This window comes from Stenotrophomonas sp. Y6, from assembly GCF_022436665.1.
GTDB classification, from domain to species: domain Bacteria; phylum Pseudomonadota; class Gammaproteobacteria; order Xanthomonadales; family Xanthomonadaceae; genus Stenotrophomonas; species Stenotrophomonas acidaminiphila_A.
The window spans coordinates 29,680-53,226 of the sequence record NZ_JAKUKB010000008.1 but is presented as its reverse complement, the minus strand read 5'-3'; the positions used below and the strand labels follow the sequence as shown (position 1 = coordinate 53,226).

Sequence of the window (23,547 nt, the reverse complement as noted above, 5' to 3'; positions counted from 1 at the left end):
ACCTGAAGGTAGCTTCTCCGCGAACCGTGTCCGGGTTTTCCCGGCGCGTTCTGCTGATCTGCATTTTTCCGCCTCTGCGAAGGGTCCCCCGATGGCTTGCCAGCCTGCGAGCCACCCGGAGACCCTTCACGGTCAGCGGTATTCGATGCCGTGCCCAACGGCGAAAAACTGGGCTCCTTTTGTGCGCGGATGTGCGCCAGAAGATGCCGGCGCCAACCACGACTTGCGCCGGGTGCGATTGCTGACAGCAGACGGTTCTAGCGACGACCGGCCTGCAACAGCCCACGGGTGGTTCCGTCCTCCCGAGCCGAAGGCCGCAAGGCCTTCGGCGCCTTTCTCCTGCCAATCAACGTCCGGCCAGGCCACACGGTCCAGGGCCACACGAACAGGAGACCCGACATGAACCCGCAACCTCGCACCCCACGCGGTGCGCCCCAGGCCGCGCCACTGCTGTACGGCAGCGTGTGCAGCGGCATCGAGGCCGTGAGCCTCGCCTGGCAACCCCTCGGCCTCGAAGCCGCGTGGTTCGCCGAGATCGAGCCGTTCCCGAGCGCCGTGCTCGCCCACCGTTACCCCCGCGTGCCCAACCTGGGCGACATGACCGCGATCGCCCGCCAGGTGCGCGCCGGCACCGTGCCGGCGCCCGACATCCTGGTCGGCGGCACGCCGTGCCAGTCGTTCAGCGTTGCAGGTAGCCGTCGCGGGCTGGATGACCCGCGCGGAGCCCTTTCCCTTGCCTATGTGGAGCTTGCCAATGCCATCGACCAAATCCGCCACCAAGACCGCCGCTCGCCGGCAACGCTCGTCTGGGAAAACGTCCCCGGCGTCCTCAACGACCGCAGCAATGCCTTTGGGCATTTCCTGGGCGCACTGGCCGGAGAAAGCCGTGCGCTCCAGCCGCCAGGGGAAAAATGGGCGCACGCGGGTTGTGTGTCTGGACCCCGCCGCCGCATCGCCTGGCGCGTGCTCGACGCTCAATATTTCGGTGTCGCCCAACGCCGCAAGCGCGTGTTTCTTGTGGCAAGTGGTGGAGATGACCTCGATCCCGCAGAAGTACTTTTTGAGCGCGCAGGCCTGCTCGGGGATTCTTGTGCGGGCCGCGCGCCGTGGCAAGAAGCTGCCCGCGATGCTGAACCGGGTGCTGAAGCAGCAGGCGCATGCGCAGGACTTGCAGGATTCGCAGGACTGAAGCAGCCCTACGGCAAGGTCACGGCGACGTTCGGATTCAGCGGTGGCATTGGCCCCGTCGATGTGGCGGCATGCCTGATGGCCGCTGGCCCCAAGCACGACATCCGCACCGAGACGTTCATGGTGCAGTCGGTCGCCGGCAGCATCGCCCACACCCTCGACACCGCCAACAACGGCAAGGGCAGCAGCGAGGACGGCACCGGCAAGGGCGTTCCGATCATCGCCTTCACCGCCCAGGGCAGCGGCGCGGATGCCACGCTCGACCTGACGCCGACGCTGCGCGCTGGCGGCCATCGCAACAGCCATGCGAACGCCGGGGTCGTGCCCGCCATCGCGTTCGCGCAGAACAACCGCGGTGAAGTGCGCTTCGAGTCGGGCCATGGCCAGGTCGCTTGCACCGTGCTGTCCAACGGCAAGCCGGGCTACGGCGTGCCTATGGTGGCCTGCGTGTCTCTGCGCGGCCGCGAGCAGGGTCTTGCCGCCGAACTGGGCGGCAGCGTAGCTGGCGCGCTGCGCACCAGCGGCGGCGGCGCGGACAAGCCCTATGTCCTGGCTCCCGACTTCGAGGCGCATTTCCGCTACGACTGGAACGACCCTGGCCCCGGCGACTGGTCGCACTGGCGGGTGCGGCGGCTGATGCCCGTGGAATGCGAGCGGCTGCAAGGCATGCCCGACGACTACACGCTGATCACCTACCGCGGCAAGCCCGCCGCCGACGCTCCACGCTACAAGGCGATCGGCAACTCCATGGCTGTCCCGTGCATGGCATGGCTGGGCCAGCGCCTGGTGCAGTACCTGCACAAGACGGGCTCAACCGCTTCGGATTGATCGGCGACGCAGCCTGCGGGCCGCGCCATTCTCCCTCCTGCATTGCCGATGTATCGGCAGCAGCCCGCAGCCAGGGTGTCAAGGCTGCCGCGGGTTCTACCCGTGCCACCCACCAGTTCGCCTCGGCATCTCACCGGCGAACGCTGCCCGCCGGGGCATCGATGCCTCTTTTCTCCAACCCACGGGATGGCCGCCACGTCCCGTCGGGGGCATGTCGCCACCCGGTCGATTTCAGGACTTCCCATGGACAACATCACCAAGCAAGACCGCATCACGCTGAAGAACCTCAAAGTGGCCGACTTCGCCAGCGAAGAAACGATGTGCTTCAGCGCCACCGTCGTGTTCGACGGCACTCCCATCGCCGAGGCCCGCAACGACGGCCACGGCGGCTCGACTTTCCTCCACGCGCTCAACGGCAAGGCGCCACTGCTGGCGCAGGCCGAAGCCTTCGCCAAGGGCCTGCCGCCTGCGCCGCTCGACCTCGGCCAGGAGGGCGAAGACCCTCACTACATCGACATGACGCTCGACTTCCTGGTCGATGAACTGGCTGACGCCATGCACGCGGAACGCAAGGTGCGAGCCGCGTTCAACCGCGACATCGGCAACAAGGTGCTGTTCATCAAGGACGGCAAATTGCTGTTCATCAAGGGCATCAAGCTCAAGGCCATCGCCGACCGCAAGGCGTACTTCGCTTCGCTGCGCGCCCGGCAGGCCCAGCCCATCGTCATCCTCGCCGAGCTTGCACCCGAGCAGGCATTCGAGCTGTGGAAGCAGCATGTCCTGGGCGACAAGCCCGACTGACCCAGCACCGACGCACTCTCCTGACAGCCCCGCACTCGATGCGGGGTTTCTTTTTCTCTGCGCGCATCAATCGGGGGTGGGCCGGATGCCGTTTTCCAACTGACGCGACGCGGCCCGCGCACGAAGCTGCCCGCATGTTCGCTGATTCGTCAGCACATGCCAGCAGCCAGGGTTCCAGGCTGCCGCGGGTCTCTCCCGCGTTGCCCACCAGTCCGCATCGCATCAATTCCGCGGACGCGCGTCCTCGTGACGCTGATGCTTTTTATCAACCGCGTGCGGGAGCTGCCATCCCGTGAGGGACGAGGCCCCGCTTTTCCAAGGAGCCCGTCCATGTCCCAGCAAGCCTCTTTCGGCCAACTGGCCCTGACCTACTGCGGCAAGTTCCTGCCGCTCGAAGTCCTGCAAAGCGCCGCCGGTCACTACATCGGCACGCGCGATACCGAAGGCCCCGTTTCGCGGGAATCCCGCGAGTACTTCCGCAGCTATGCCGCGGCTCAACGTGCCCTCGAAAGAGGCGGCTGGTCTCAGCTCGCCATTCCCTGATCCAACTGGAGGAATCACGTCATGAACCAGCTTCTACCAAGGGAAGTCGTCGATCAGATCATGCGGGAAGAACAGCATTTCGCGGCCGCGCCCCAAGCCTTTTTCGAGGCCTGGAAGCGCGGTGTCGAGATCGCTGGCCCCGAATGGTTCGGCGACGGCACCCGCGAAGGTCTGAACCAGGCCAAGAGCAAGTGGGATCTGCGTCCCAACATGCTGCAGCTCAACGACGCCCTCGGCGTCCTGAGCAGCGGGGAACGCATGTTCCTGTCCGCCATGGTCAGCTTCTACAACGCGCGCGAGGGCGGTGCCATGCTCAAGCGCTGCCACTTCAACGGACTGTCGGATTTCGACGGTCTCGATCTGCAACGCCGCAAGGTCATCGCCGACCTGCTGGTGAACTACAACGGCTGGTGAGCCGGTCGCCGGTGCACCACTGCTTTTCGTTCCCCCCGAGAGGGACATGCGCCCACAAGGCCATGTCCCTCAATTTCTTCTTCATCACCCTGCGGATGCCATCGTCCGCATGGGCTGGCTCCGCTTTCTCGAAAGGAGCCACCATGGCGAACAACTACTACGAAGGCACGGGCGTTCTCGTTCTGGAGCGTGTTACCCCCGTCATCAAGGCGCTGTTCGGCGCCTTCGCGCTGGACGATGGCCATCCCGGCAACGGGCAGGCCTACATCGCTCAGATCGCCGAGACCAATGATCCGCAATGGACGGATGTGCTGGACGGTCTTGAAGACCTGGCCGTACAACTCGGCATCCCCATGCCCGACGACGAAGAGTTGTCGATTCCGTCTCTGCTCGAACGACTGGCCCCTCACTTCGGTGCCGAGCAGGACGCGGAGCTGGAGAACCTGATCGAACACCACCAGTTCGAGGACAGCGCCGACCTGGATGCCTTGCTTCTGATCGCCTCCTGCTTCGATGACGGCCATCGCCTGACCGCTATCCAGTTCGAGGGTTGTTGGTACTGCAGCAAGCCGAGGCTGTTCGAGTTCGGCGGCAACGGCTGCTACCTGAGCCGCGAGGTGCAGGTCTTCAGAACGTCCTCGCAAGCGCTCCAACTCGGCGACCAACTACGCAAGACCATCCTGGCCGCCGACATCGAAGAGGCCTCGGCGTTGATCGCGCTGGAGGCCGCCAACCTGCTCGCAGGCATCAACGACGAGCAGTTCCGCCTGAACGTGCGCCGTCGCGTCGCCGACCGACTGGCCCAGATGCCAACGATCAGCGCCGCCTGACGCATTTTCCATTTTCAACCCACCGGGTCCAATTCCCGGTGGCGGGAATTGGCTCCATTATTCAATCTGGAGAGTTCCCATGTCCCAGAAACCCAATCCCTTTCTCCGTGGCTACTGGAATCTGAAAATCGTCCGCACGCTGTCCATCAGCTACGAGGACGGAAGCCCGCATGTCTGGCGAAACATCCACCCGAGCCAACAGCACTTCTCCGACGAGGAACTGGTTTCATCCTCCTGCATCGTCAGCAGCGATATCGCGGTGGTCAGCAACAGCCCCGAACCCCTGGGTGCCGAAGCGCTGGCCGAGTGCGATGCCGGTGAAGGCGTCGGCGGCGAGGGCGTGATCGGTGCCGTGGTCTATGCCATCCATGGCGAGGACTTCGACGGTCGCCCGGTTCACGTCGGTGACACCTATTCGGCAGAGGCCGCGCGGGAAGTCGTGCAGCGCCTGAGTTTCGAGACCGGCTATTACAGCCGTTGCTGGGAAATCAGCACCGCACACATCAGCCAGGAAACCGGCCAGTACCTCGCCAACCTGGCTGACCTCGCCACGCCGGAGGCCTTTCTGTTCATCGCGTTCCGGGTTCCGTACAGCCCGGCGATCGGCGTCAAGCTGATCTCCACGCCCTGGACGGACCATAACCTGGAGCACGCCGTGGGCATCAGCGCAGAGCAGCTTCGACAAGAGCACCGGAACAAGGGCATGCCGGACGACTTGGCGAACATCCTTGAACTGGCTGGCCAGGCCGATGTTCGCATCCTGATCCTCGACGCCGACGCTCCCGTGCTGCTGGGCCTGCCGCTAGTCGAGTCCTAGCAGCCTCGCCACGCACCGGCCTTCCTCTTTGTCTCCCCCAAGCCGGCCCGACTCCTCGCCAGGAGCCGGGCTGGTCCATTTTCATAGGAGCACCCTCATGTTCCCTGAACTCACCTCGCGCGTACCCGACTTCGAGCACCAACTCGGAGCCTGCGTCAATGCCATGAGCCAGGACGACGCCATCGGCCAGATCCTGGTATTCGAGCGCATGCGTGGCACGCTGCACATGCGCCATATCGCCAGCGCCGACTTGGTAGATACCGACATTGACGACTACGAAATGGTCGTCTTCGACGGTGGCAACACCAACGGCGACACGTGGAAGCATGTCTTCTTCCCGCGTCAGCGCGAGCACTACTTCGTGTACGAAGCCTGACCCGACCAGCCCCTTTCGAGGGGCTTTTTCTTGCCCGCAGCACAGGAAACCGGGTGCGGCGAAATGCCATTTCATGCAGGCGAGTAGCCCGGCCCAGGGCCATCCTTGCGCCATGTTCGTCGGCGTTGCCGACACATGCCCAGGCAGCCGAGACCTTCGAGGCTGCAAGCGCGGGAAACCGTGCTGGTCGTTTCTTCCTACGGACGCTCCGCGTCCATCCACCCACAAGGGACCTCTCCCTTGCGGGCGGGGAATCCCTTGTTCTTCCTCAAGGAGATTCCCATGGACCGTTCCCTCATCAAATCCATGATGCCTTCGCTTGTCGCAGGCCATGTGCCCCGCAACGTGCGGTCGTTCAAGTACCGCGTGTTCGATGATCAGCCGCAGTCCTCGACGCTGGGCTTCGCCATCGATCCCCAGCCCTTCGACGGCAAGGTGGTCGCGGCCAACGACGACGCCATCGTCGTCAAGCTCAAGCCCAGCGAGTTCGCGGTGCTCGATCCCAACCTGGTCACCACCGTTCCCAGCGAGGGTGCCAAGGTGCATGTCCAGCCCTACGCACGGCGCCGTTTCGACGGCCTGCGCGCGGACACGCCGGAAGAGCGCACCGAGTACACGTCAGATGGCAGACCCTACACCATCAAGACGCACATCCTCGGCTCCGCGCCGGCCAAGCTTCCCATCCCCGAGCCGCAGTGCATGGAACTGGGCCAGCTCATCCAGCAGTTGGAGGAAATGCCGGCGCCCGACGGGTTCCGGTGCATCACCCACATGCTGGTCGACGCGGGCGCCCGCGACTTCACCTGGGTCGATCCCAAGCCGTCCAAGATCATCGAGACGCCTCCGGCGATCAGCTTCACGGTCTCGACCGCGAAGTTCGAGGGCCAGGTGACGATCCTCTACGACCGCGGCGGCGACACCTACGTGGTGGAACTGCATCGAGACGGCGCACTGGTCGATCGGCATGACGAGGTCTATTTCGACATGCTCGGCGAAGTGCTGGAGCGGCTCATCGATGACGGGCGCTGGCGCCTGATCGACGTGAGCGTGATCGACGCCAAGGCCACCCGGCGACGCCAGGCGGTTGCGGCATGACGTGCGAGACAAGCAACTGCTGGGTGGTGCATTCGCCCAACGAGTCGGCCATCAGCAACGATGGTGCCGGCTTCTGGTCAAACGAGTTCGGCTGGGTTCCGTTCGACCAGGCGACGCGCTTCTCGACGGAAGAGACCGGGCGCTTGCGCCTTCCGTTCTCGACTGGTGGCGATGCGCGCTTCGTTCCGTGGCAGGAAGCCCTACGGCACTACGGCTGAATCCGCAGCCCACCGGCGACTTGTCCCACAGGCCTTCCATCCATTCGGGTGGAAGGCCTTTTTCTTCAGGAGATCAACCATGTCACTGCGATTCAAAGGCTCCGACATGCGCCCCGTGCTGACCGAGGCCATTGCCAACCAATGCCGCATTGTCCTCGCCAAGGACCAAGGCGTGTACTTCCTCGCCGAGCACGGGGAGCGCCGCCCCGATGGCCGCGTGAAGCTGCTGGCCTATGCCGTCGGCTGCAACCCGGATACCGACCCGTTCGATGACTGGTGGGAACTGGCGCGCGCCGAGCTGGGTGGCGACGACTTCGGCGAGTTCTTCGACCCGACGGACCGTGTTTTCACCCGCATTCTGCAAAGCTCGGACGATCTGGAGCTGACCGTCACCTCGACGTACCTGTCACTGGCGGCGGTGGAATGGGCGTAGCCCAGAAATGTCCCCGTCCCCCTTGAAGCCCCCAGTTTGGGGGCTTTCTTTTGGGCGGAACCAGGCAACCCGGAAAAAAGGAAACGCCCGGATGCCGATTGATTGCTGCCGCGCGCGCGAGGCCCGGCCATGCTGACCCCATGCCTGCTGACGTTGTCAGCGACATGCCAGGCAACCATCGGTCTTCGAGGTTGCCGCGCAGTTCCCACTGCGTGACCGAGCCAGCTCGCACCGCATCCATCCGCGAGCGGCCACCAGTCCTGGTGGCGGATGCTTTCGCCTTATCAACCCACCGCGGGGTTACGCACCTTTCCCCGCATGCGTGGGGCCGGTGTGTCTCCGCTTCATCCCTATGGAGATTCACCATGAGCACCACGTCCAACGAGAAATCGTATTTCGACCTCCACACCTCGGGCATCGGCTACATCCAGCGTGCTCGCGAGGTTCCCGTCCGGGGCGGCCGCCGTGCGCAGCCCTTCCTGGCATGCACCATCGCCGCGCTGGTCGGTTCCGCCAAGGACCCCAGCTACCGCTACTTCGACGTCAAGGTCTCGGGTGCCGAGGCCAAGAAACTGGTCGAGCGCTACATCGGCGTTGACGATCCCAAGCAGCGGCCGCTGGTGCGCTTTCGCCTCGGCGACCTCTGGGGCGATGCGTACATCCGCGACAAGGGTGAGCACAAAGGCCAGGCCGCCGCGTCTCTGAAGGCGCGACTGCTGAAGGCCGAGCCGCTTGACCGGGCCGAACTGGCTTCGATCAAGCAGCACGAGCTGATCACCCGCGGCATCGGCTACCTCAGCCGTCCGAAGGACGTCTCCCCCAAGGATGGCGATCCGTTCCTGTCGTGCTGCGTCGCGGCGCTGGCCGGACCTGTCGGTGAACCGGAATATCGGTACTTCGACACCATCGTCGCCACCCCTGAAGCCGAGCACCTGGTTCGCCGGTGCGTGCAGGCCATCGAAGGGGACCGCAAGGTGCTGATCGCCTTCCGTCTGAACGACATGAAGATCGATCCGTACATCCGCACCAAGGGCGAGCGCGCCGGGGAACCGGGAGCGAGCCTGGAATCGACGCTGGTCCACATCGGTCTCATCAAGATCGACGGCACCCAGGTCTATCCGACGAGCCAGACGCAAGCCGAGGCGCCGCAAGCCGAGGACGCACCCGCGCCCGAAGCCGAGGTTGCCGCCGAAACCGCTGCCGACCAGCCTGTCGAGCCCGCCGAGCGCGAGCCCGCAGGTGAAGTCGAGGAGCAGGAGCCGGCATTGGCTGCTTCGTTCTGATCCGGCATGGCCCCTCACGGGGCCTTGCCTTTTTCCTATTCCCCAAGGAGAACCATCATGGCAGCCACATCGGCATCCACAAGATCGGCACTGCCCATCGTCGTATCAGGCCAGCTTTCGATTCGCACAATCCACGGCCGCAATGGTCCGTTCTGCGTCGGCTACCTCGTCACTCCTATCGGAAACTTCGCGGTGAAGGACGCGGAGCTGGAGCAATACCCCGAAGGCAAGTACGACGGGGAGTTCGTGATCCGCTACATCTTTCCGAACCCGATCCCCATGCGGGGCGGCATCAAGTTCGAGATTCGTTGCAACCTGGATGGCATGACGCTCTTCGGCGTTGACAAACTGAGCCGCGACGATATTCGCAGCTTTTCCACCCAGGACATCGATCCGCTCGATGAAGAACTGGGGGCGCAGCCTGCGGCAACGCCGGCCAAGTCCACCAAGGCATCCAGACCCGCCAAGCCCGCATCCGTGCAGGCGTCCGCGGACCCGATGGTCGATACCACGCCTTTCGGCGTGGATGCGCCGACGCCCGCTGCGGCGGCTGCCCCCGGCAGCACCGAAGATGGCGACGCCGCACTGTTCGGGCTGCTCTGGCCGCTGGGTGAGTCCGTGAAACTGGATTCGACCATCGACCGGCGCACCCTGCGCGCGCAGATCGCCCGCCTGGGTGAACTGGGCTACGCGCTGGACTTCAAGACGCAGGAGTGGAGCCGCCAGGCCGAACTGCAACCTGCGTGATCGCAGACGCCGCATCCGCGGTGTTCTTCATCCACCCGCCGGGGTTCCTTCCCCATGCGGGGGAGGCTCCGGCTTTCTTCTGGAGGTCTCCATCATGTCCACCATCGCTTGCGATGCACCTCATTCCACGCTGGACGAACCCGCGTGGCGCGCTGTCTGCAAGACGGCCGCCGAGCACGCCCAGCGTGGTTGCGGCCTGTCCTGGGATCACTGGGTCACGCTTTTCAGTTCGGAGATCGACGCGCAAGCCAGTCGGTTGCCGGAAAGCCAGCGGGCTCAGGCCCTGGAAATCGCGACCCAGGAATGGGACTACGCAACACCTGCCGAACGGCAGGAAACGCAGGAGTGGAACGCTGCGAACGGCTACTGCTCCCATGGCATCGAACTGGGCTACTGCCCAGCCGGTTGCGGTTCCTAGTCCGCACCGGACTCCATCGCCGCACGCGCGGCATTCCATCACCCGCTGGGGGCTCTCCCCCCACGGGGAGGCCTCCGGCTCGATTCTTCAGGAGGCCTTTCATGGGCTGGTATTTCTCCCCCCAATCGCGGTCTGAACTGATCGCGGAACTGATCGCACCGCAGGAGACCGAGCGCGCCAGCGTCAGGGTCATCGCCCACGCGCTGCGCGGCAACGTCCTGTGGTCCGTCGCGGAAGTGACGGCCAAGGTCGAAGGTGTGCATCGTCATCTGGCGCCGGGCCAATCCCTGCGCTACATCCGCTGCGATCTGCTCGAACGCAGCGGCAACCAGTGGGGCTACAAGCCACTGGACGAGTCCATGCACCCGTACTACTACACGTGCCCGCTGTCCTATCTGGACCTCGCACCGGAGCAGTCCGCCGACTGGCGTGCAGGCGTTCGCGCCTACCACGCGCGTCGGCGCACACCCACGGCACCTGCGGCACCCACCGCAGCGCTGATGGCCTGAGCCAGGAGGAACCGACATGGACCCGATCCTGGCTGCGCTTCCGCCCTCGCTGCTGAAGCTCGTTGAAGGGAGTTTGTCCAACGACGAAGTTTCTTCCGACGAGGAAATGCTGGAGTACTTCATCAGCAACGGCCTCACCGAGGAACAGGCACGGCAGGCACTGACCTACCGCGACCAGTACCTCAACAACATCTACCTGGAGGGCTTCACGCCAATCACTTCGGTAGATGAGGCGCTTCACTTCAACCCGCACACCCGGCAGTTCGAGCCGGACTGAGCGGCTTTCTTCCACCCCTTGGGGCAGTACTTGCCCCAGCGGGCGGTGCTGTTCCCGTTCATCCGAGGACACCACCATGCCCGCAAACACTTCTTCCACCACGCTGTATCGGATCGACGAATGCTCCGACGTGATGGCCGACGCTTGCGTCGGCGATGATCAGGGCAATCTGATCTTCCTGTCGATCTGGGCGCGCGACACCGCCGTCCAGCAGTTCCTCGCTCGTCTGACCCTCGGGCGCGACGAACAGGGCCTGGACCAGTTCCACGTCATCACCGACCAGGGCGGCAGCGTCCCGGTGTTCGTCGGCAACGTCGATCGCCTGGAAAAGCGCATGACCCGCGCCTACCGGCGAACGCTGTTCGGTTCGCTGTCCAACGTATGGCTGTTCGACCGCCGCTGCGTCAAGCCCGACAAGGCCAACGCCAGCGCACTGGCATTGCTGCCCAAGGGCAGCACCCACCGGCTTGACCGCCTGTGGATGCTGGTACGGGACACCTGCCCACTGCCGCTGCTCGACCACTGGCGCGAAACCGTGCTGGAGCTGCTACAGACCCGCGAGATGCTGGCCCGTCTTCCGTTCGCCCTCGGGCCGCTGGAAGGCCATCGGCTCGCCATCGACGTGCCGGCGCTGACCCTGGCGCTGGGCTCCCTGATCCGCAGTGACGTGCTCACCGCCTATCCGTATCCGGCCAAGATTTGGACGCCGGAAGCGGTAGCGGCTTGACCCACCCGCGAGAGCACGCCAAGGCGTGCTCTCGCACTTCATCCCCGCCAACCAGGAGACTTCCATGGCCCTCATGTTCCCGCGGCTCGCCCGCAATTTCGCCAAGAACGGGTATTACCCGACCGACGAACCCACGCTCGAAAGAGCCCTCAACGCACTGATGCCCAGCGATGGGCCGATGTGCATCCTCGATCCCTGCGCCGGCGAAGGCGTGGCGATCGCTGAAGCCGCTCATGCCCTCGGGCGCCAGCAGGCCAAGGCGTTCGCCGTCGAGTTCGACGCGGAACGGGCACGCCATGCCCGCGGCCTGGTCGATCACTGCCTGCACGCGGACCTGATGGACACGATGATCTCCAAGCAGTCCTTCGGGCTGCTCTGGCTCAACCCGCCGTATGGCGATCTGTCCAAGGACGTCAACGGCAACATCGGCTATCAAGGCCAGGGCCGTCCCCGCTTCGAGAAACTGTTCTACCAGCGCAGCCTGTCGCTGCTGCAGTATGGCGGCGTGCTGGTCTTCATCGTCCCCGGCTACGTGCTCGATGCGGAGCTGGTCGGCTGGCTGACACGCCACTACACGGACCTGCGGATCTACCGAGCGGTGGAGACGCAGTTCAAGCAGGTGGTGATCTTCGGCCGCAGGGTGCGTCAGCGCGAGCTGGCACCCGATGGTCTCAAGGCCGTGCGCAATCTGCTGCTGCAGGTTGGGCTTGGCGAAGTCGAAGCCGAGGAACTGCCGAGCGAATGGCCGTTCCTGCCGTACATCGTTCCCTCCAGTCCGGCCGAGCCGGAGCATTTCTTCCGCGTGACGATGGAGCCGGAGCAGTTCGCCGATGAAGTCGGCCGGCTGCAAGGCCTCTGGCCGTCGCAGGACACGCACCTGGGGGCCGCGCAGCAGTCGCTGCGTCCGCCGGCGCGCGCCTTGTCCCACTGGCATCTCGCCCTGGCCCTGGCCGCAGGCGCGATCTCGGGGGTTGTGCGCTCCAAGACCGGGCGCGTACTCGTCGTCAAAGGTGACACCCACAAGGACAAGACGCTTCAACGCGAATTCACCGAACGCGAAGACGGTTCCGTCGCCGAGACCCGCATCCTCACCGACAAGTTCGTGCCTGTTATCCGCGCGTGGGACATGACACCCGGCTCCGCTACACGGGGCGAGGTTCTGACCATCCGTTAATCCATCGGACGCGCTGTCGTCCTGCTGTACCACATCGAAGGAGAAACACCATGTTCCCCAATCTGTTCAAGCGGCCCGCGCCGCAGAAACAACCGTTGTTCGCACCAGGTACGTTGCAGTTGAGCGAGAAGGTGCATTGGCTGGCCCGCAAAGGCCTGATCGACCCCTTGGCTCTTGTCCAGCGCCATGTGCGCGGTGACTGGGGCGAGACCGACGAGGCCACCCGCCAAGCCAACGATGTCGCAATCCGTGGGGACGATCTGATGATCTCCCACTTCAGGATCACGCCCGAACTGGTGTTGATCGTCAAGACCAGCGAGGACCACCAGACCACGGTGATCCAGCTTCCCGAAGAACGCGACATGCTCTGAAGGAGCTGCCTCGTCAACTTCATCCATCTGACGGAGCTACTTCACTCCGTCAGGAGTGTCGTGGCTCAATGACTCATCAAGGAGGAGGCCATGGCATCACATCGCATCGAAACCTATAGCCAAATGCTGGCGTTCCCAATCGGTGCTCTCATATTCAGTAGAAGCGTTAATCGCCTCATGCAAGCGGGTTATCTGGACCCGATTCCGTACTTCAGACGGCACGCTCGTGGCGACTGGGGTGATGTCAGCGTTCAGCAATGGCAAGCCAATACCACTGCACTTCAATCGGGTGCGCCGCTGGAATCGCATTACGAGATCCACCCGGGGCTCGCCATCCGCATCATCACGGATCGAGGCCGTAACGTCACCGCCATCGTGCTGTCGTCCGAAGACTGAGCACGATTCACCAGCAGGCCGCCACGGCCGGCAACTTCGACCACCTCGGCCAAGTGCCGATTTCCTTCCCACTGCGGGGCATGCCATTGCCCCGCTGGGGGTGGTGCATGCCCCATTTTTCTTTGGAGCATCACCATGTCCCTCGATCTCGAAACCACCGCCGCTGAAGCCACGCCCGTACAGGGCGAACTGCTCGATGCGGAATCTTCCCCTCTGACCCTGAGCCTTCAGGATTTCGTCGGCGAATTCGGCGACGAACTGCTCGACGCCCTCAACAGCGCAAACCCGCCGGTCTATAACGGCCAGCCACAGACGCGCCGGCAACTCATCGTCGCCGGCCTCAAGCGCAAGCTGTTCCCGGCCCAGGCCGAAGTTGTCCACGCCGCTGCCGAATTGCTGATCGACCGTGGCGAACGCGCTGCGATCGTCAACGGCGAGATGGGCTGCGGCAAGACGACCGTCGGCATCGCCACGGCCGCGGTGCTCAACGCCGAAGGCTACCGCCGCACCCTGGTTCTCTCGCCACCGCACCTTGTTTACAAGTGGCGGCGTGAGATCCAGGAAACCGTAGCAGGTGCCAAGGTCTGGGTGCTCAACGGACCGGATACGCTGGTCAAACTCATCAAGCTGCGCGAGCAGTTGGGTGTACACCCCACGGGCCAGGAGTTCTTCATCCTGGGGCGCGTGCGGATGCGGATGGGGTTCCACTGGAAACCCGTCTTCACCCAGCGGCGTACCCGCCACGGCCACGTGGCGGCATGCCCGGACTGCGGCACGGTCATCACCGACCTCGACGGCGAGCCGGTCAATCCGGTAGCGCTCGAAGCCGAGGAGTACCGCAGGAAGTGCAGCCATTGCGCCGCACCCCTGTGGACGTTGGTCCGCCCGCGCAGCCTGTCCGGTAGCGACCAGTCCTCGGCCGTGCTGAAAGCCTTGAAGCGCATCCCGACAATCGGGGAAGTCACTGCGCAGAGGCTGATGCAGAAGTTCGGCGACGGGTTCCTCGCGTCGATGCTCGGCGACAACATTCACGAGTTCATCAACCTCATGGACGGCAACGGCGAGCTGGTGTTCTCCGACCGTCAGGCCACGCGCATGGAGCGTGCGATGGCCAACATGGAGTTCGGCTTCGGCGAAGGCGGCTACCAGCCGTCCGAGTTCATCAAGCGCTACCTGCCACAGGGCACGTTCGACCTGCTCATCGCCGACGAGGCGCACGAGTACAAGAACGGTGGTAGCGCCCAAGGCCAGGCCATGGGCGTGCTGGCGGCGAAGGCTCGCAAGACCTTGCTGCTGACCGGCACGTTGATGGGCGGCTACGGCGACGACCTGTTCCACCTGCTGTTCCGGGCACTGCCTGGACGGATGATCGAAGACGGCTACCGCCCGAGCACGAGTGGGAGCATGACTTCGGCCGCGATGGCGTTCATGCGCGATCACGGCGTCCTGAAGGACATCTACTCCGAGAGCGCCAGCACGGCGCACAAGACGGCCAAGGGCACCAAGGTATCGGTGCGCACGGTCAAGGCTCCCGGCTTCGGGCCGAAAGGGGTCTTGCGGTGCATCCTGCCGTTCACGATTTTCCTCAAGCTCAAGGACATCGGTGGCAACGTCCTGCCGCCGTATGACGAGGAGTTCCGTGAAGTCGCAATGGACACGGCGCAAGCCGCGGCCTACCGCGACCTGGCGGGTCGGCTGACCGCGGAGCTGAAACAGGCTCTGGCGCGACGCGATACGACTCTGCTGGGCGTGGTGCTCAACGTGCTGCTGGCCTGGCCGGACTGTTGCTTCCGGTCGGAAACCGTGGTGCATCCGCGCACGCGCAACACCTTGGCGTTCGTCCCGGCTCAGTTCAACGAGTTCGAGGTGACGCCGAAAGAGCGCGAGCTGATCGACATCTGCAAGGAAGAGAAGGCGCAGGGCCGCAAGGTCTTGGCGTACACGGTCTATACCGGCACGCGCGACACCACATCGCGCTTGAAGGTGCTGCTGGAGCAGGAGGGTTTTCGGGTGGCGGTGCTGCGCGCAAGCGTGGACGCCAGCCGCCGCGAGGACTGGATCGCCGAGCAACTTGACCGTGGCATCGACGTGCTCATCACCAACCCCGAGCTGGTCAAGACGGGCTTGGACCTGTTGGACTTCCCGACGATCGTTTTCATGCAGTCGGGCTACAACGTGTACTCGCTCCAGCAGGCGGCACGCCGCTCCTGGCGCATCGGACAGAAACAGCCGGTGCGCGTGATCTACCTCGGCTACGCCGGTTCCTCGCAGATGACCTGCCTGGAGCTGATGGCCAAGAAGATCATGGTCTCGCAGTCCACCTCGGGCGACGTGCCCGAATCGGGCCTGGATGTGCTCAACCAGGACGGTGATTCCGTCGAGGTTGCATTGGCCCGGCAACTGGTCGCCGCCTGATCCCCACGCCAACGCCAGCCTAGCGCCGCCGGCTTTCCGTTGTTCCCACCTAGCAGCCACGTTCACGGTCTCCGTGTACGTGGCTGCGCTTTTTATCTCAAGGAGATTTCCATGAGCACCAACACCCAATCCTCCGAAACCGTCAGCGCCCGCCTGAAACTGGAAGCCGAGATCGCTGATTTCCTGCGACAGCGCATCGAAGACGGAAACCTGTGCGCAGAAGATGTTCCGGCACGCTTGGCGCGCTACGGTCTTATGCCTCCCGAGACGTTCGTCTCCGAAATGCGGGAGCGCATGGGCTTGGATGACGGCGACGAGGCTGCGGCCACCGTATCGACCGCGGTCACGCATCGTAGTGACTTCGGCACGCCAGTCGTGGTCGCCTGCGTCAACGCTTCGGGCATGCCCGACATGCCGGTATTCATCGTCAGCGCCACCCAGGAGGAATACGACCTAGGTGTCCACTACGACAAGGCCGAAGCACTGGCCGAGGAATCCGGGTATGAAGGACCGTTCGTTTGCTTTGATATGGCCGAACAGGAAGCCATCGTGTCGGCAGCGCGCGAACTGGGCCTTGTCCCGCAGGTCGTCGTAGTCGATATGACCGACGGCCAGATCCACTCCATTCGCTGCGACAGCGGCGAGATCAAGGTTGTCTGCTACGACACCAGCGACACCGACGAGCATTCGGCGGCCGTGGCGAATCGGCCCCTCGGCGAGAACGGGCAGCTCGTGCGCTGCTGGTCGCACGCCCAACTGGCGCAGGTCGATCCCGGCCTGAAGCCGGCTCGGATTTGATCGGCAAGTTCGATGTGCGTTTTCACAGGCCCTTCGGGGCCTGTTTTTTTGACACGCGGATGCAGACCAGGAGTTATGTCCCGCAGCAAACCAGAAGATATTTCAATCACCCATCGACGCATCGGAAAAGAAAACAACCAGTCGCCGCCTTTATTTCCACCGAGCCATTAAAACGATAAAGAACGAGTCTTAATTTTCAACTAATCGACATATGAAATAATCTATCAGGGATTTATTTTTCAATATAAATCATAAACTTACCGATTGATTTAGATCAATCAAACAAATTCGGCCAGCACCCATACTTCAGTCATTGGACGTCAATGGATGCTCGCAATGGCCAAGAGGCACCTTCTCGAATCCACACATCCTTCCGGCAGGAAGCGCCGCCTATTGATGCTTTCGGTCGCATTGGTGGGAGCGGTATTTTTGATATGGCTGGCGGTGGCCGTGTTCAACACGCGCACTTCCCGTGTCGCAGTGAATGATGATGGTCTCCCGGTCAGCGGCGCGACCGAGTTGACCCCGCAGCAGCACCAGCTGGTTGAACAGGGCCGCTACGTCGCGCGCTTGGGCGATTGCGTTGCCTGCCATACGTCTGAGCCTTCCAAGCCCATGGCAGGTGGCCTTGCGCTGGAAACGCCTTTCGGCAAGCTCTATTCCACCAATATCACGCCGGACAAGGTCACGGGCATCGGCGGTTACAGCCTGGAGCAGTTTGACCGCGTCATGCGCCTTGGGGTGGCGGCCGATGGTCACAACCTGTATCCGGCCATGCCGTACCCGTCCTACGCGAAGATGACGCCGGACGACATGAAGGCGCTTTATGCCTACTTGATGCACGGCGTCACGCCCGTCGAACAAGCGAATCGGCCTTCGGATATGGGCTTTCCGTTCAACCAGCGCTGGGGGCTGGCGCTTTGGAACGCGGTGTTCCTGGAAGACGAACCCTTCCAGCCTGTGCAGGACAAGAATGAGGTGTGGAACCGAGGGGCGTACCTCGTGCAGGGGCTAGGCCATTGCGGTGCCTGTCACACGCCTCGCGGCGTTGGCTTCCAGGAGAAGACCATGACCAGCGAGGGCTCCGCCGGCCACCTGTTCCTGGCCGGTGAAACCGTCGAAGGCTGGCGTGCTCTGAGTCTGCGCAACCTCTGGACCCCGGAGGAAACCGCCGAGATGCTCAAGACCGGACGCAACAAGCACGGCACCGTCTCCGGCAACATGGTGGATGTGGTGCAGCACAGCACCCAGTACATGACCGACGACGACCTGATGGCCATCGGCATCTTTCTGAAATCGTTGCCGCCCGGCGAGGACGACCTACCCATGCAGCTCGCCCAGGGCCCGGAGTCTGGCATCCCACCGTACCGGACTGGTGGCATGGCCAAACCCGGCGAAGTGCCCGGTGACATCTTCACTACGCGCGGTGGCCTTGGCTATCTGCAATTCTGTGCCGACTGCCACCGCTCCAACGGCGATGGTGTACCCAATGCGTTCCCGTCGCTGGCCGGCAACAACACCCTGCAATCGCAGGACCCGGCCACGCTGATCCACATCATGCTGACGGGCTGGCAGGCGCCGGTCACGCAAAGTCATGCACGGCCACTGACGATGCCTTCGTTCGCGCAGTTGAGTGACCAGGAGATCGCCGAAATCCTGAACTTCACACGCCGCGCCTGGGGACGGGCCGACGCTCATGAAATCAGAGCCAGCGAAGTAAGCCGCGCCCGCAAGCACCTTGACGCCACCGCCGACAATCACCGTCCGTTCGAGACACCGCGCCTGGCAGAGATGCTCAAGGAAAAGAACGCGGAGCAACTGGTGTTGGGGGCACGCCTGAACATCGACACGGCGCGCATGCTGCCGAACAATGTGGGCAACAAGCTCAACTGCGCCAGTTGCCACCTGAATGCCGGCACGGTGGCCGACGGCTCGCCCTATGTCGGGGTCTCCGCGTTCTTCCCCAGCTACGCCTCGCGCGCAGGTCGCGTCATCACGCTGGAAGAGCGCATCAACGGATGCTTCCAGCGCTCGATGCACGGCAAGCCATTGCCCATCACCAGCGACGAGATGAAGGCGATGGTCGCCTACTTCGACTGGATGAAGCGAGAAACCAAGCCCGAAGACAAGGTGGAAGGCCGCGGCGTGGGCAAGGTCGATCAAACGCTCATCCCCAACACCGAGAACGGCAAGCGCATCTATGCCGCCCAGTGCGCGCTGTGCCACGGCGCGAACGGGGAAGGTGTCAGGAACGCCAAGGGCGAGATGGTCTATCCACCGCTGTGGGGCGGCGAGTCCTTCAACATCGGCGCCGGCATGGCCCGCACCTACACAGCGGCGGCCTTCGTCAAGCGGAACATGCCCATCGCATTTGGCACCCATTTCCCACTCGGCCAAGGAGGGCTCACTGACCAGGAGGCCGTGGACGTGGCCGAATATTTCACCCACATGGATCGCCCGGATTTTGCGCCCAAGGGTAAGGACTGGCCCAACGATAAGAAGCCCGCTGATGCGCGCTATTAAGGGTGTTGATAGACATATGGGGCTGCACGCACCCTATGGGTCGCATGCAGTCGAAGGCATGCCACGCGCAGCAACCGAGACCAGGGGAGAATCAGTCCGGCTCATTCCTTGGAAAACACTGTCGGCGGTACTGATGTTGTCCTGCGCACCGGCGCTGGCAGTGAATGTGGCACCTGCCACCGACGTGTCGGCGCAAATATTCATCAACGCCAGCCAGCTCGACCGAGGCGACGTGACCAGCGCTGACGAAGACCCGGCGCTGGATCTGAAGCGCACTTTTATTACCCTTGACCATCGCTTCAATCAGAATTGGTCAGCGCAGGTAACGACCGACGTGCAGTGGCTGCGCAACGACGATCCGAGCGACGTGTGGCTGCGCCATGCCTACCTGCAGCGCAGCTTCGGCAAGGGCCGCTGGCTACGTCTGGGTAATGCGCCGACGGCATGGATTCAACAGGAGTCAATGCGTGAAGGCTACCGCTACATCGATGCCGGCCTGATCGCACGTACCAAGATGGGCGCACCGGCAGACTACGGAGCGCACGTCCAGTATGTGCGTGGGGATTTCACTTATGCCGCATCGATCGTGACCGGCGCGGGCTTCCAGCGACCTCGCCTGGGCAAGCGGGCCGATGTTGAGATGAGGCTCGGCTGGACGCCAGGCAAACGCCTAGAGCTGGCAGTGGGCGGTTACCGCGGCACCCGCGCCCAGGATGCCGGTCACAAACCGCGCGAGCACACCGCGCGGCGCTGGAATGCCATGGCCAGTTGGGTCGGCGAACGTGGACGCATCGGCGGGCAGTATTTCCACGCCGACAATTGGACCCGGGTCACCAAGCCCGGTGACGATGACCAGCGTGGATGGTCGGCATGGGCGAGCCACCAGATCACCCCTCGGTATGCGCTGTTCACCCGCCACGACATGACTCGCATGAGCCTGGACATCGACCCACGCATGCAGGAGCGTTACCACGTGATCGGTGTGGAGTGGAAACCCAATCGTCACCTGCGTCTGGCAGCAGTAGGCAAGCGCGTGCTGCAGGAGATGGCGAACGTGCGGATAGAGAGTCACGAGGCAGGCTTGTGGACGCAACTCGCATTCTGAACAGACGATCATGACCCGCCGCTGGCGCAGGGCTTCTGATCCACCCGACATGGCTTCTGTCCTAGGGGAGCGACCCGGCCGTCACTAACGGCATGCCGATAATCGGATAATCCGCAGATCGTATTGTTTGCTGCCGCGCACCGCTTGAGCGGCGATGGTGAGGGCTCGATGTTTCAGGACGCCGAGCCATGTGCCCCTCTCCCCCCTGGTTTCACCATCCCGAACGCCGCCTGCTGGCGGGTTTTCTCGGCCTGCTTTGGTCGGTGCTGGCTGGCGGCTGCGCGACGGCGAGCGCGCCGGTCGCGCCCGACACCATCGAGGAAGTCTCGGCCGCGCCCGTACCCGAGGCGCCCGAGTACATCCCCGTCGTGCGCTACGACCGCTACACCCTCGTGGAACTGGCACCAACAGCAGCGCAGCGCGACCTGCTGTTGCAGACCATCGACGTGTCGATGCCCGAGGATGCACGCGCCACGGTCGGCGACGGGCTACGGCATGTGCTCAAGCGCAGCGGTTACGGCTTGTGCCAGACGGCGCACGCGGTGATCGAGCTGTACACCCTGCCGCTGCCGGCGGCGCACCTGCACCTCGGCCCCATGACCCTGCGCGATGCGCTGCTCACCCTGGCTGGTCCGGCCTGGGAACTGCACGCGGATGACCGCGCGCGGCAAATCTGCTTCGAGCGGCCCGGCGACAGCATGACCGCCGACAACGTACCCGCGCCGCCCGCCACCGAGGCGGTGCAGACGTTCCCGCTGGTGCCCGAGGCATCGGAAGGTCAGCCATGAACGCCCCGCAGCCCGCCCACCGTTCAACGGCCGCCGTGATGGTGCAGAGCCTGATGTGGCTCTGGCTGATCGGCCTCAGTGTTCTGGTGGCCCTGGGCTACCAGGCCATGAACGACCAGGCCGACCAAGATCGCCTCGATTCCCGCCTGCAACGCTTGGAAGCGCAGGCAACAGGCCTGGCCGAGGCCGTCGAGGCCATCCAGCAGCGTCCGGCCGTCGCCACGGCGGCAGACCTCAAAGACACCCGCCAAATCCTGGAAGCACGCGCGGCCCAGGTCGAGAAATCGCTCAGCGGCTACGCCGCTGCCGACGATCTTCAGGCACTGCGCGCCGAGGTCGAGCAGATCAAGACGCGCCAGACCGCTGCGCGCGCGGCTCGCGCACCGAGCAAGCCCGCCGCCAAATCCGAACCACCGCCGTTCCCGTTCCGCATCGTCAGTGCCGAACTGCGCGCCGGCCAGCGCAGCGTGTCCGTCGCGCCGAGCGGCGGGGACTTCACGCCCGACCAGCTCCAGGTGCTGCTGCCCGGCGATGCGGTCGGCCCGTGGCGCTTGCAGACCGTCGAGGGCAGCACCGCGGTGTTCCAGGCCGGCGCCCAAATCCGCCGCGTGGCGATTCCCTGATCGGAGCACACTATGAAGCCGTCGATCATCCTCTCCGCGTTCCTGCTGGCCTCGGCCCAGTGGCCCGCCTGGGCCCAGCAGCCCACCTCCGCTCCCGCCCGCAATGCGCAGAGCCAGGAGCGCCCGCTGGCCGCCCGCGCCCTGGACGACCGGGTGGCAAGCGACTGGGGGCTGCAACCACAGGAATGGGCGCGCTACCGCGAACTGATGGACGGGCCCTTGGGCATCTACTCGCCCAACCTGGACCCGCTGTCGGCCCTGGGCATCGAGGCCCGCACCGATGAAGAACGGCGGCGCTATGCCGAACTGCAAGTGCAAGTCGAAGCGCGCCGCGTGGAGAAGCTGCTCGCCTATCAGCGTGCCTACGACGAGGCCTGGCAGCGCTTGAACCCCGGCATGCAACGGGTAAACCTGCCTGACGACAAGCCAGCGGCCGGAGCCACGCGCGGCTCGGGTCGCACGGCGGTGTTCGTGAAGGACGGTTGCGCGGCCTGCGACCAGCTCGTGCAGCGTCTGCAATCGGCGGGCACCGAGTTCGACCTGTACATGGTGGGTAGCCGCCAGGACGACGGGCGCATCCGCGATTGGGCCAAGCGCGCGAACGTCGATCCTGCGCGCGTGCGCGGCGGCACCATCACGCTGAACCATGACGGCGGCCGCTGGCTGTCGCTGGGCCTGCCCGGCGACTTGCCCGCGGTCGTGCGCGAGGTGAACGGCCAATGGCAGCGCCAGCCGTAGCCGTCCCCCTGCGCGCACTGATGCTCGTCGCTGGCTTGTGCGCCTGCGTAGCCCAGGCCCAGGAGGTTCCGCCACCGGCCTACCAGCTTGCCGCCCAGCGAGCAGGCATCCCTTCGACGGTGCTCTACGCCGTGGCCTTGCAGGAGAGCGGCATCCGCCGCAACGGTCGCACCGTCCCGTGGCCGTGGTCCCTCAACGTCGCCGGCCAGTCGCGCCGCTTTGCCACGCGCGCCGATGCCTGCACAGGTCTCCAGCAGGCGATGCGCTCCACGCCGCACACGCGCATCGACGCGGGCCTGGGCCAGATCAACCTCGGCTATCACCAGCGGCGCTACGCCAATGCGTGCGACTTGCTCGACCCGTACCGCAACCTCGCCACCGCTGCCGAGATCCTGAAGGAACAGCACGCCCCCGGCGAGGACTGGTTGCTGGCGATCGGCCGCTACCACCGCCCCGCGGGCGGTGAACCCGCTGCCCGCTATCGCCGTAGCGTGTCCCGCCACCTTGCCCGTGTGCAGGGCGTGCGCCCAGCCGCCGCGGCCCTCGCCGCGCGCCAGGAGACATCCCCATGACGACATCCCATCTGGCCTTTCGGGGTCTGCTCGTACTGCTGGCGGGCCTGCCGCTGGCCTCGCGTGCCGGCGAGCCGCTGATCGTGGTCGAAGACCGGGGCGGCGCGGCGGCGCTGCCGTACTACGAAGCCCTGAACCTCCAGCCGCGCGCCGGAGCGCCGGCCCGGCCGCCGATCCCGATGCCCCAGGTTCCCTCCACGCCGGCAGACGAGGCCGCGATGCTGCCGGTACGCAGCGCCAAGCTCACACCCGGCACCGTCGCGCAGCGGGTCATCGAGGCTCCGGGTCTGCGGCCTTTCGTGGTCGTCGGCGACGACGAAACTTCCCGGGCCTGGCTGCGTCGCCGTGCGGTTGCGCTGCGCGAGCGCGGCGCGGTCGGCCTGGTGGTCAACATCGAGACCGTGCAGGCCTTGGCGCGGTTGCGCGCCCTGGTGCCCGGCGTGCCGCTCGCACCCGTGTCCGGCGACGACCTGGCCGAGCGCCTGGGCCTGCAGCACTACCCGGCGCTGATCACGGCCACCGGCATCGAGCAATGAAGCC

At 64.6% G+C, this 23,547-nt stretch carries 28 protein-coding genes; all 28 read left to right on the top strand.

Annotated features, from left to right (window positions below; translation table 11 throughout):
- The first annotated feature begins 399 nt into the window (after positions 1-399).
- The 28 genes from MKP15_RS09970 (at position 400) to MKP15_RS09835 (ending at position 23,543) form a co-directional block, all read left to right on the top strand.
- Complete coding sequence (locus tag MKP15_RS09970; protein WP_240212605.1) at positions 400-2,016, top strand: DNA cytosine methyltransferase; 1,617 nt, start codon at positions 400-402, stop codon at positions 2,014-2,016.
- A 243-nt stretch (positions 2,017-2,259) separates the two neighbouring features.
- Positions 2,260-2,817, top strand: coding sequence for a hypothetical protein (locus tag MKP15_RS09965; protein ID WP_240212604.1), 558 nt, complete (start codon positions 2,260-2,262; stop codon positions 2,815-2,817).
- A gap of 330 nt (positions 2,818-3,147) precedes the next feature.
- Positions 3,148-3,360, top strand: a complete 213-nt coding sequence (locus tag MKP15_RS09960; protein WP_003290186.1) for a hypothetical protein — start codon at positions 3,148-3,150, stop codon at positions 3,358-3,360.
- A gap of 21 nt (positions 3,361-3,381) precedes the next feature.
- Positions 3,382-3,774, top strand: a complete 393-nt coding sequence (locus tag MKP15_RS09955; RefSeq protein WP_003290188.1) for a hypothetical protein — start codon at positions 3,382-3,384, stop codon at positions 3,772-3,774.
- A 143-nt stretch (positions 3,775-3,917) separates the two neighbouring features.
- Entirely contained in the window at positions 3,918-4,604 is a 687-nt protein-coding gene (locus MKP15_RS09950; RefSeq protein ID WP_205168987.1) for a hypothetical protein, read from the top strand.
- Between the two features lie 79 nt (positions 4,605-4,683).
- Positions 4,684-5,421 (top strand): ABC transporter substrate-binding protein, encoded by a 738-nt coding sequence (locus tag MKP15_RS09945; protein ID WP_240212603.1) that lies wholly within the window; start codon positions 4,684-4,686, stop codon positions 5,419-5,421.
- A gap of 97 nt (positions 5,422-5,518) precedes the next feature.
- Positions 5,519-5,797, top strand: a complete 279-nt coding sequence (locus tag MKP15_RS09940) for a hypothetical protein (RefSeq protein ID WP_011347586.1) — start codon at positions 5,519-5,521, stop codon at positions 5,795-5,797.
- 282 nt (positions 5,798-6,079) lie between these two features.
- Positions 6,080-6,892, top strand: coding sequence for a GTPase (locus MKP15_RS09935; RefSeq protein ID WP_240212602.1), 813 nt, complete (start codon positions 6,080-6,082; stop codon positions 6,890-6,892).
- The gene (locus tag MKP15_RS09930) at positions 6,889-7,110 is read left to right on the top strand and encodes a hypothetical protein (protein ID WP_011347584.1); all 222 of its coding nucleotides are present in this window, start codon (positions 6,889-6,891) and stop codon (positions 7,108-7,110) included. The genes MKP15_RS09935 and MKP15_RS09930 overlap by 4 nt, the downstream gene beginning before the upstream one ends.
- A 79-nt stretch (positions 7,111-7,189) precedes the next feature.
- The gene (locus MKP15_RS09925) at positions 7,190-7,543 is read left to right on the top strand and encodes a DUF3085 domain-containing protein (RefSeq protein ID WP_011804748.1); all 354 of its coding nucleotides are present in this window, start codon (positions 7,190-7,192) and stop codon (positions 7,541-7,543) included.
- 365 nt (positions 7,544-7,908) lie between these two features.
- Entirely contained in the window at positions 7,909-8,826 is a 918-nt protein-coding gene (locus tag MKP15_RS09920) for a DUF3577 domain-containing protein (protein ID WP_041855054.1), read from the top strand.
- A 57-nt stretch (positions 8,827-8,883) separates the two neighbouring features.
- Positions 8,884-9,573, top strand: coding sequence for a DUF3275 family protein (locus MKP15_RS09915; protein ID WP_011347581.1), 690 nt, complete (start codon positions 8,884-8,886; stop codon positions 9,571-9,573).
- A 94-nt stretch (positions 9,574-9,667) separates the two neighbouring features.
- Positions 9,668-9,991, top strand: coding sequence for a hypothetical protein (locus MKP15_RS09910; RefSeq protein WP_010894230.1), 324 nt, complete (start codon positions 9,668-9,670; stop codon positions 9,989-9,991).
- A gap of 101 nt (positions 9,992-10,092) precedes the next feature.
- Positions 10,093-10,500 (top strand): hypothetical protein, encoded by a 408-nt coding sequence (locus tag MKP15_RS09905; protein ID WP_240212601.1) that lies wholly within the window; start codon positions 10,093-10,095, stop codon positions 10,498-10,500.
- Positions 10,501-10,516: 16 nt separating this feature from the next.
- Positions 10,517-10,777: a hypothetical protein gene (locus tag MKP15_RS09900; RefSeq protein WP_011347578.1), complete on the top strand. Its 261-nt coding sequence runs from the start codon at positions 10,517-10,519 to the stop codon at positions 10,775-10,777.
- A gap of 76 nt (positions 10,778-10,853) precedes the next feature.
- On the top strand, positions 10,854-11,504 hold the full coding sequence (locus MKP15_RS09895; RefSeq protein WP_240212600.1) for a hypothetical protein: 651 nt from the start codon (positions 10,854-10,856) through the stop codon (positions 11,502-11,504).
- A gap of 40 nt (positions 11,505-11,544) precedes the next feature.
- The gene (locus tag MKP15_RS09890) at positions 11,545-12,678 is read left to right on the top strand and encodes a DUF6094 domain-containing protein (RefSeq protein ID WP_345778732.1); all 1,134 of its coding nucleotides are present in this window, start codon (positions 11,545-11,547) and stop codon (positions 12,676-12,678) included.
- Between the two features lie 50 nt (positions 12,679-12,728).
- Complete coding sequence (locus tag MKP15_RS09885) at positions 12,729-13,049, top strand: methyltransferase (RefSeq protein WP_205169323.1); 321 nt, start codon at positions 12,729-12,731, stop codon at positions 13,047-13,049.
- Between the two features lie 90 nt (positions 13,050-13,139).
- Positions 13,140-13,445, top strand: coding sequence for a hypothetical protein (locus MKP15_RS09880; protein ID WP_240212598.1), 306 nt, complete (start codon positions 13,140-13,142; stop codon positions 13,443-13,445).
- 135 nt (positions 13,446-13,580) lie between these two features.
- Complete coding sequence (locus MKP15_RS09875; RefSeq protein WP_240212597.1) at positions 13,581-15,860, top strand: helicase-related protein; 2,280 nt, start codon at positions 13,581-13,583, stop codon at positions 15,858-15,860.
- Between the two features lie 111 nt (positions 15,861-15,971).
- A complete protein-coding gene (locus tag MKP15_RS09870) occupies positions 15,972-16,658 on the top strand; it encodes a hypothetical protein (protein ID WP_240212596.1) in 687 nt (228 codons plus the stop codon).
- Positions 16,659-16,994: 336 nt separating this feature from the next.
- Positions 16,995-19,181, top strand: a complete 2,187-nt coding sequence (locus tag MKP15_RS09865) for a c-type cytochrome (RefSeq protein ID WP_240212595.1) — start codon at positions 16,995-16,997, stop codon at positions 19,179-19,181.
- A complete protein-coding gene (locus MKP15_RS09860; RefSeq protein WP_240212594.1) occupies positions 19,168-20,286 on the top strand; it encodes a hypothetical protein in 1,119 nt (372 codons plus the stop codon). The genes MKP15_RS09865 and MKP15_RS09860 overlap by 14 nt, the downstream gene beginning before the upstream one ends.
- Positions 20,287-20,474: 188 nt before the next feature.
- On the top strand, positions 20,475-21,074 hold the full coding sequence (locus MKP15_RS09855; RefSeq protein ID WP_240212593.1) for a PilL N-terminal domain-containing protein: 600 nt from the start codon (positions 20,475-20,477) through the stop codon (positions 21,072-21,074).
- Positions 21,071-21,697 carry a hypothetical protein gene (locus MKP15_RS09850; protein WP_240212592.1) on the top strand — a complete coding sequence of 209 codons (627 nt, stop codon included), beginning with the start codon at positions 21,071-21,073 and terminating at the stop codon, positions 21,695-21,697. The genes MKP15_RS09855 and MKP15_RS09850 overlap by 4 nt, the downstream gene beginning before the upstream one ends.
- Positions 21,698-21,709: 12 nt before the next feature.
- Positions 21,710-22,435 (top strand): TIGR03759 family integrating conjugative element protein, encoded by a 726-nt coding sequence (locus MKP15_RS09845; protein ID WP_240212591.1) that lies wholly within the window; start codon positions 21,710-21,712, stop codon positions 22,433-22,435.
- Complete coding sequence (locus tag MKP15_RS09840) at positions 22,417-23,007, top strand: transglycosylase SLT domain-containing protein (protein ID WP_240212590.1); 591 nt, start codon at positions 22,417-22,419, stop codon at positions 23,005-23,007. The genes MKP15_RS09845 and MKP15_RS09840 overlap by 19 nt, the downstream gene beginning before the upstream one ends.
- On the top strand, positions 23,004-23,543 hold the full coding sequence (locus MKP15_RS09835; RefSeq protein ID WP_011347565.1) for an integrating conjugative element protein: 540 nt from the start codon (positions 23,004-23,006) through the stop codon (positions 23,541-23,543). The genes MKP15_RS09840 and MKP15_RS09835 overlap by 4 nt, the downstream gene beginning before the upstream one ends.
- Positions 23,544-23,547: the final 4 nt, after the last annotated feature.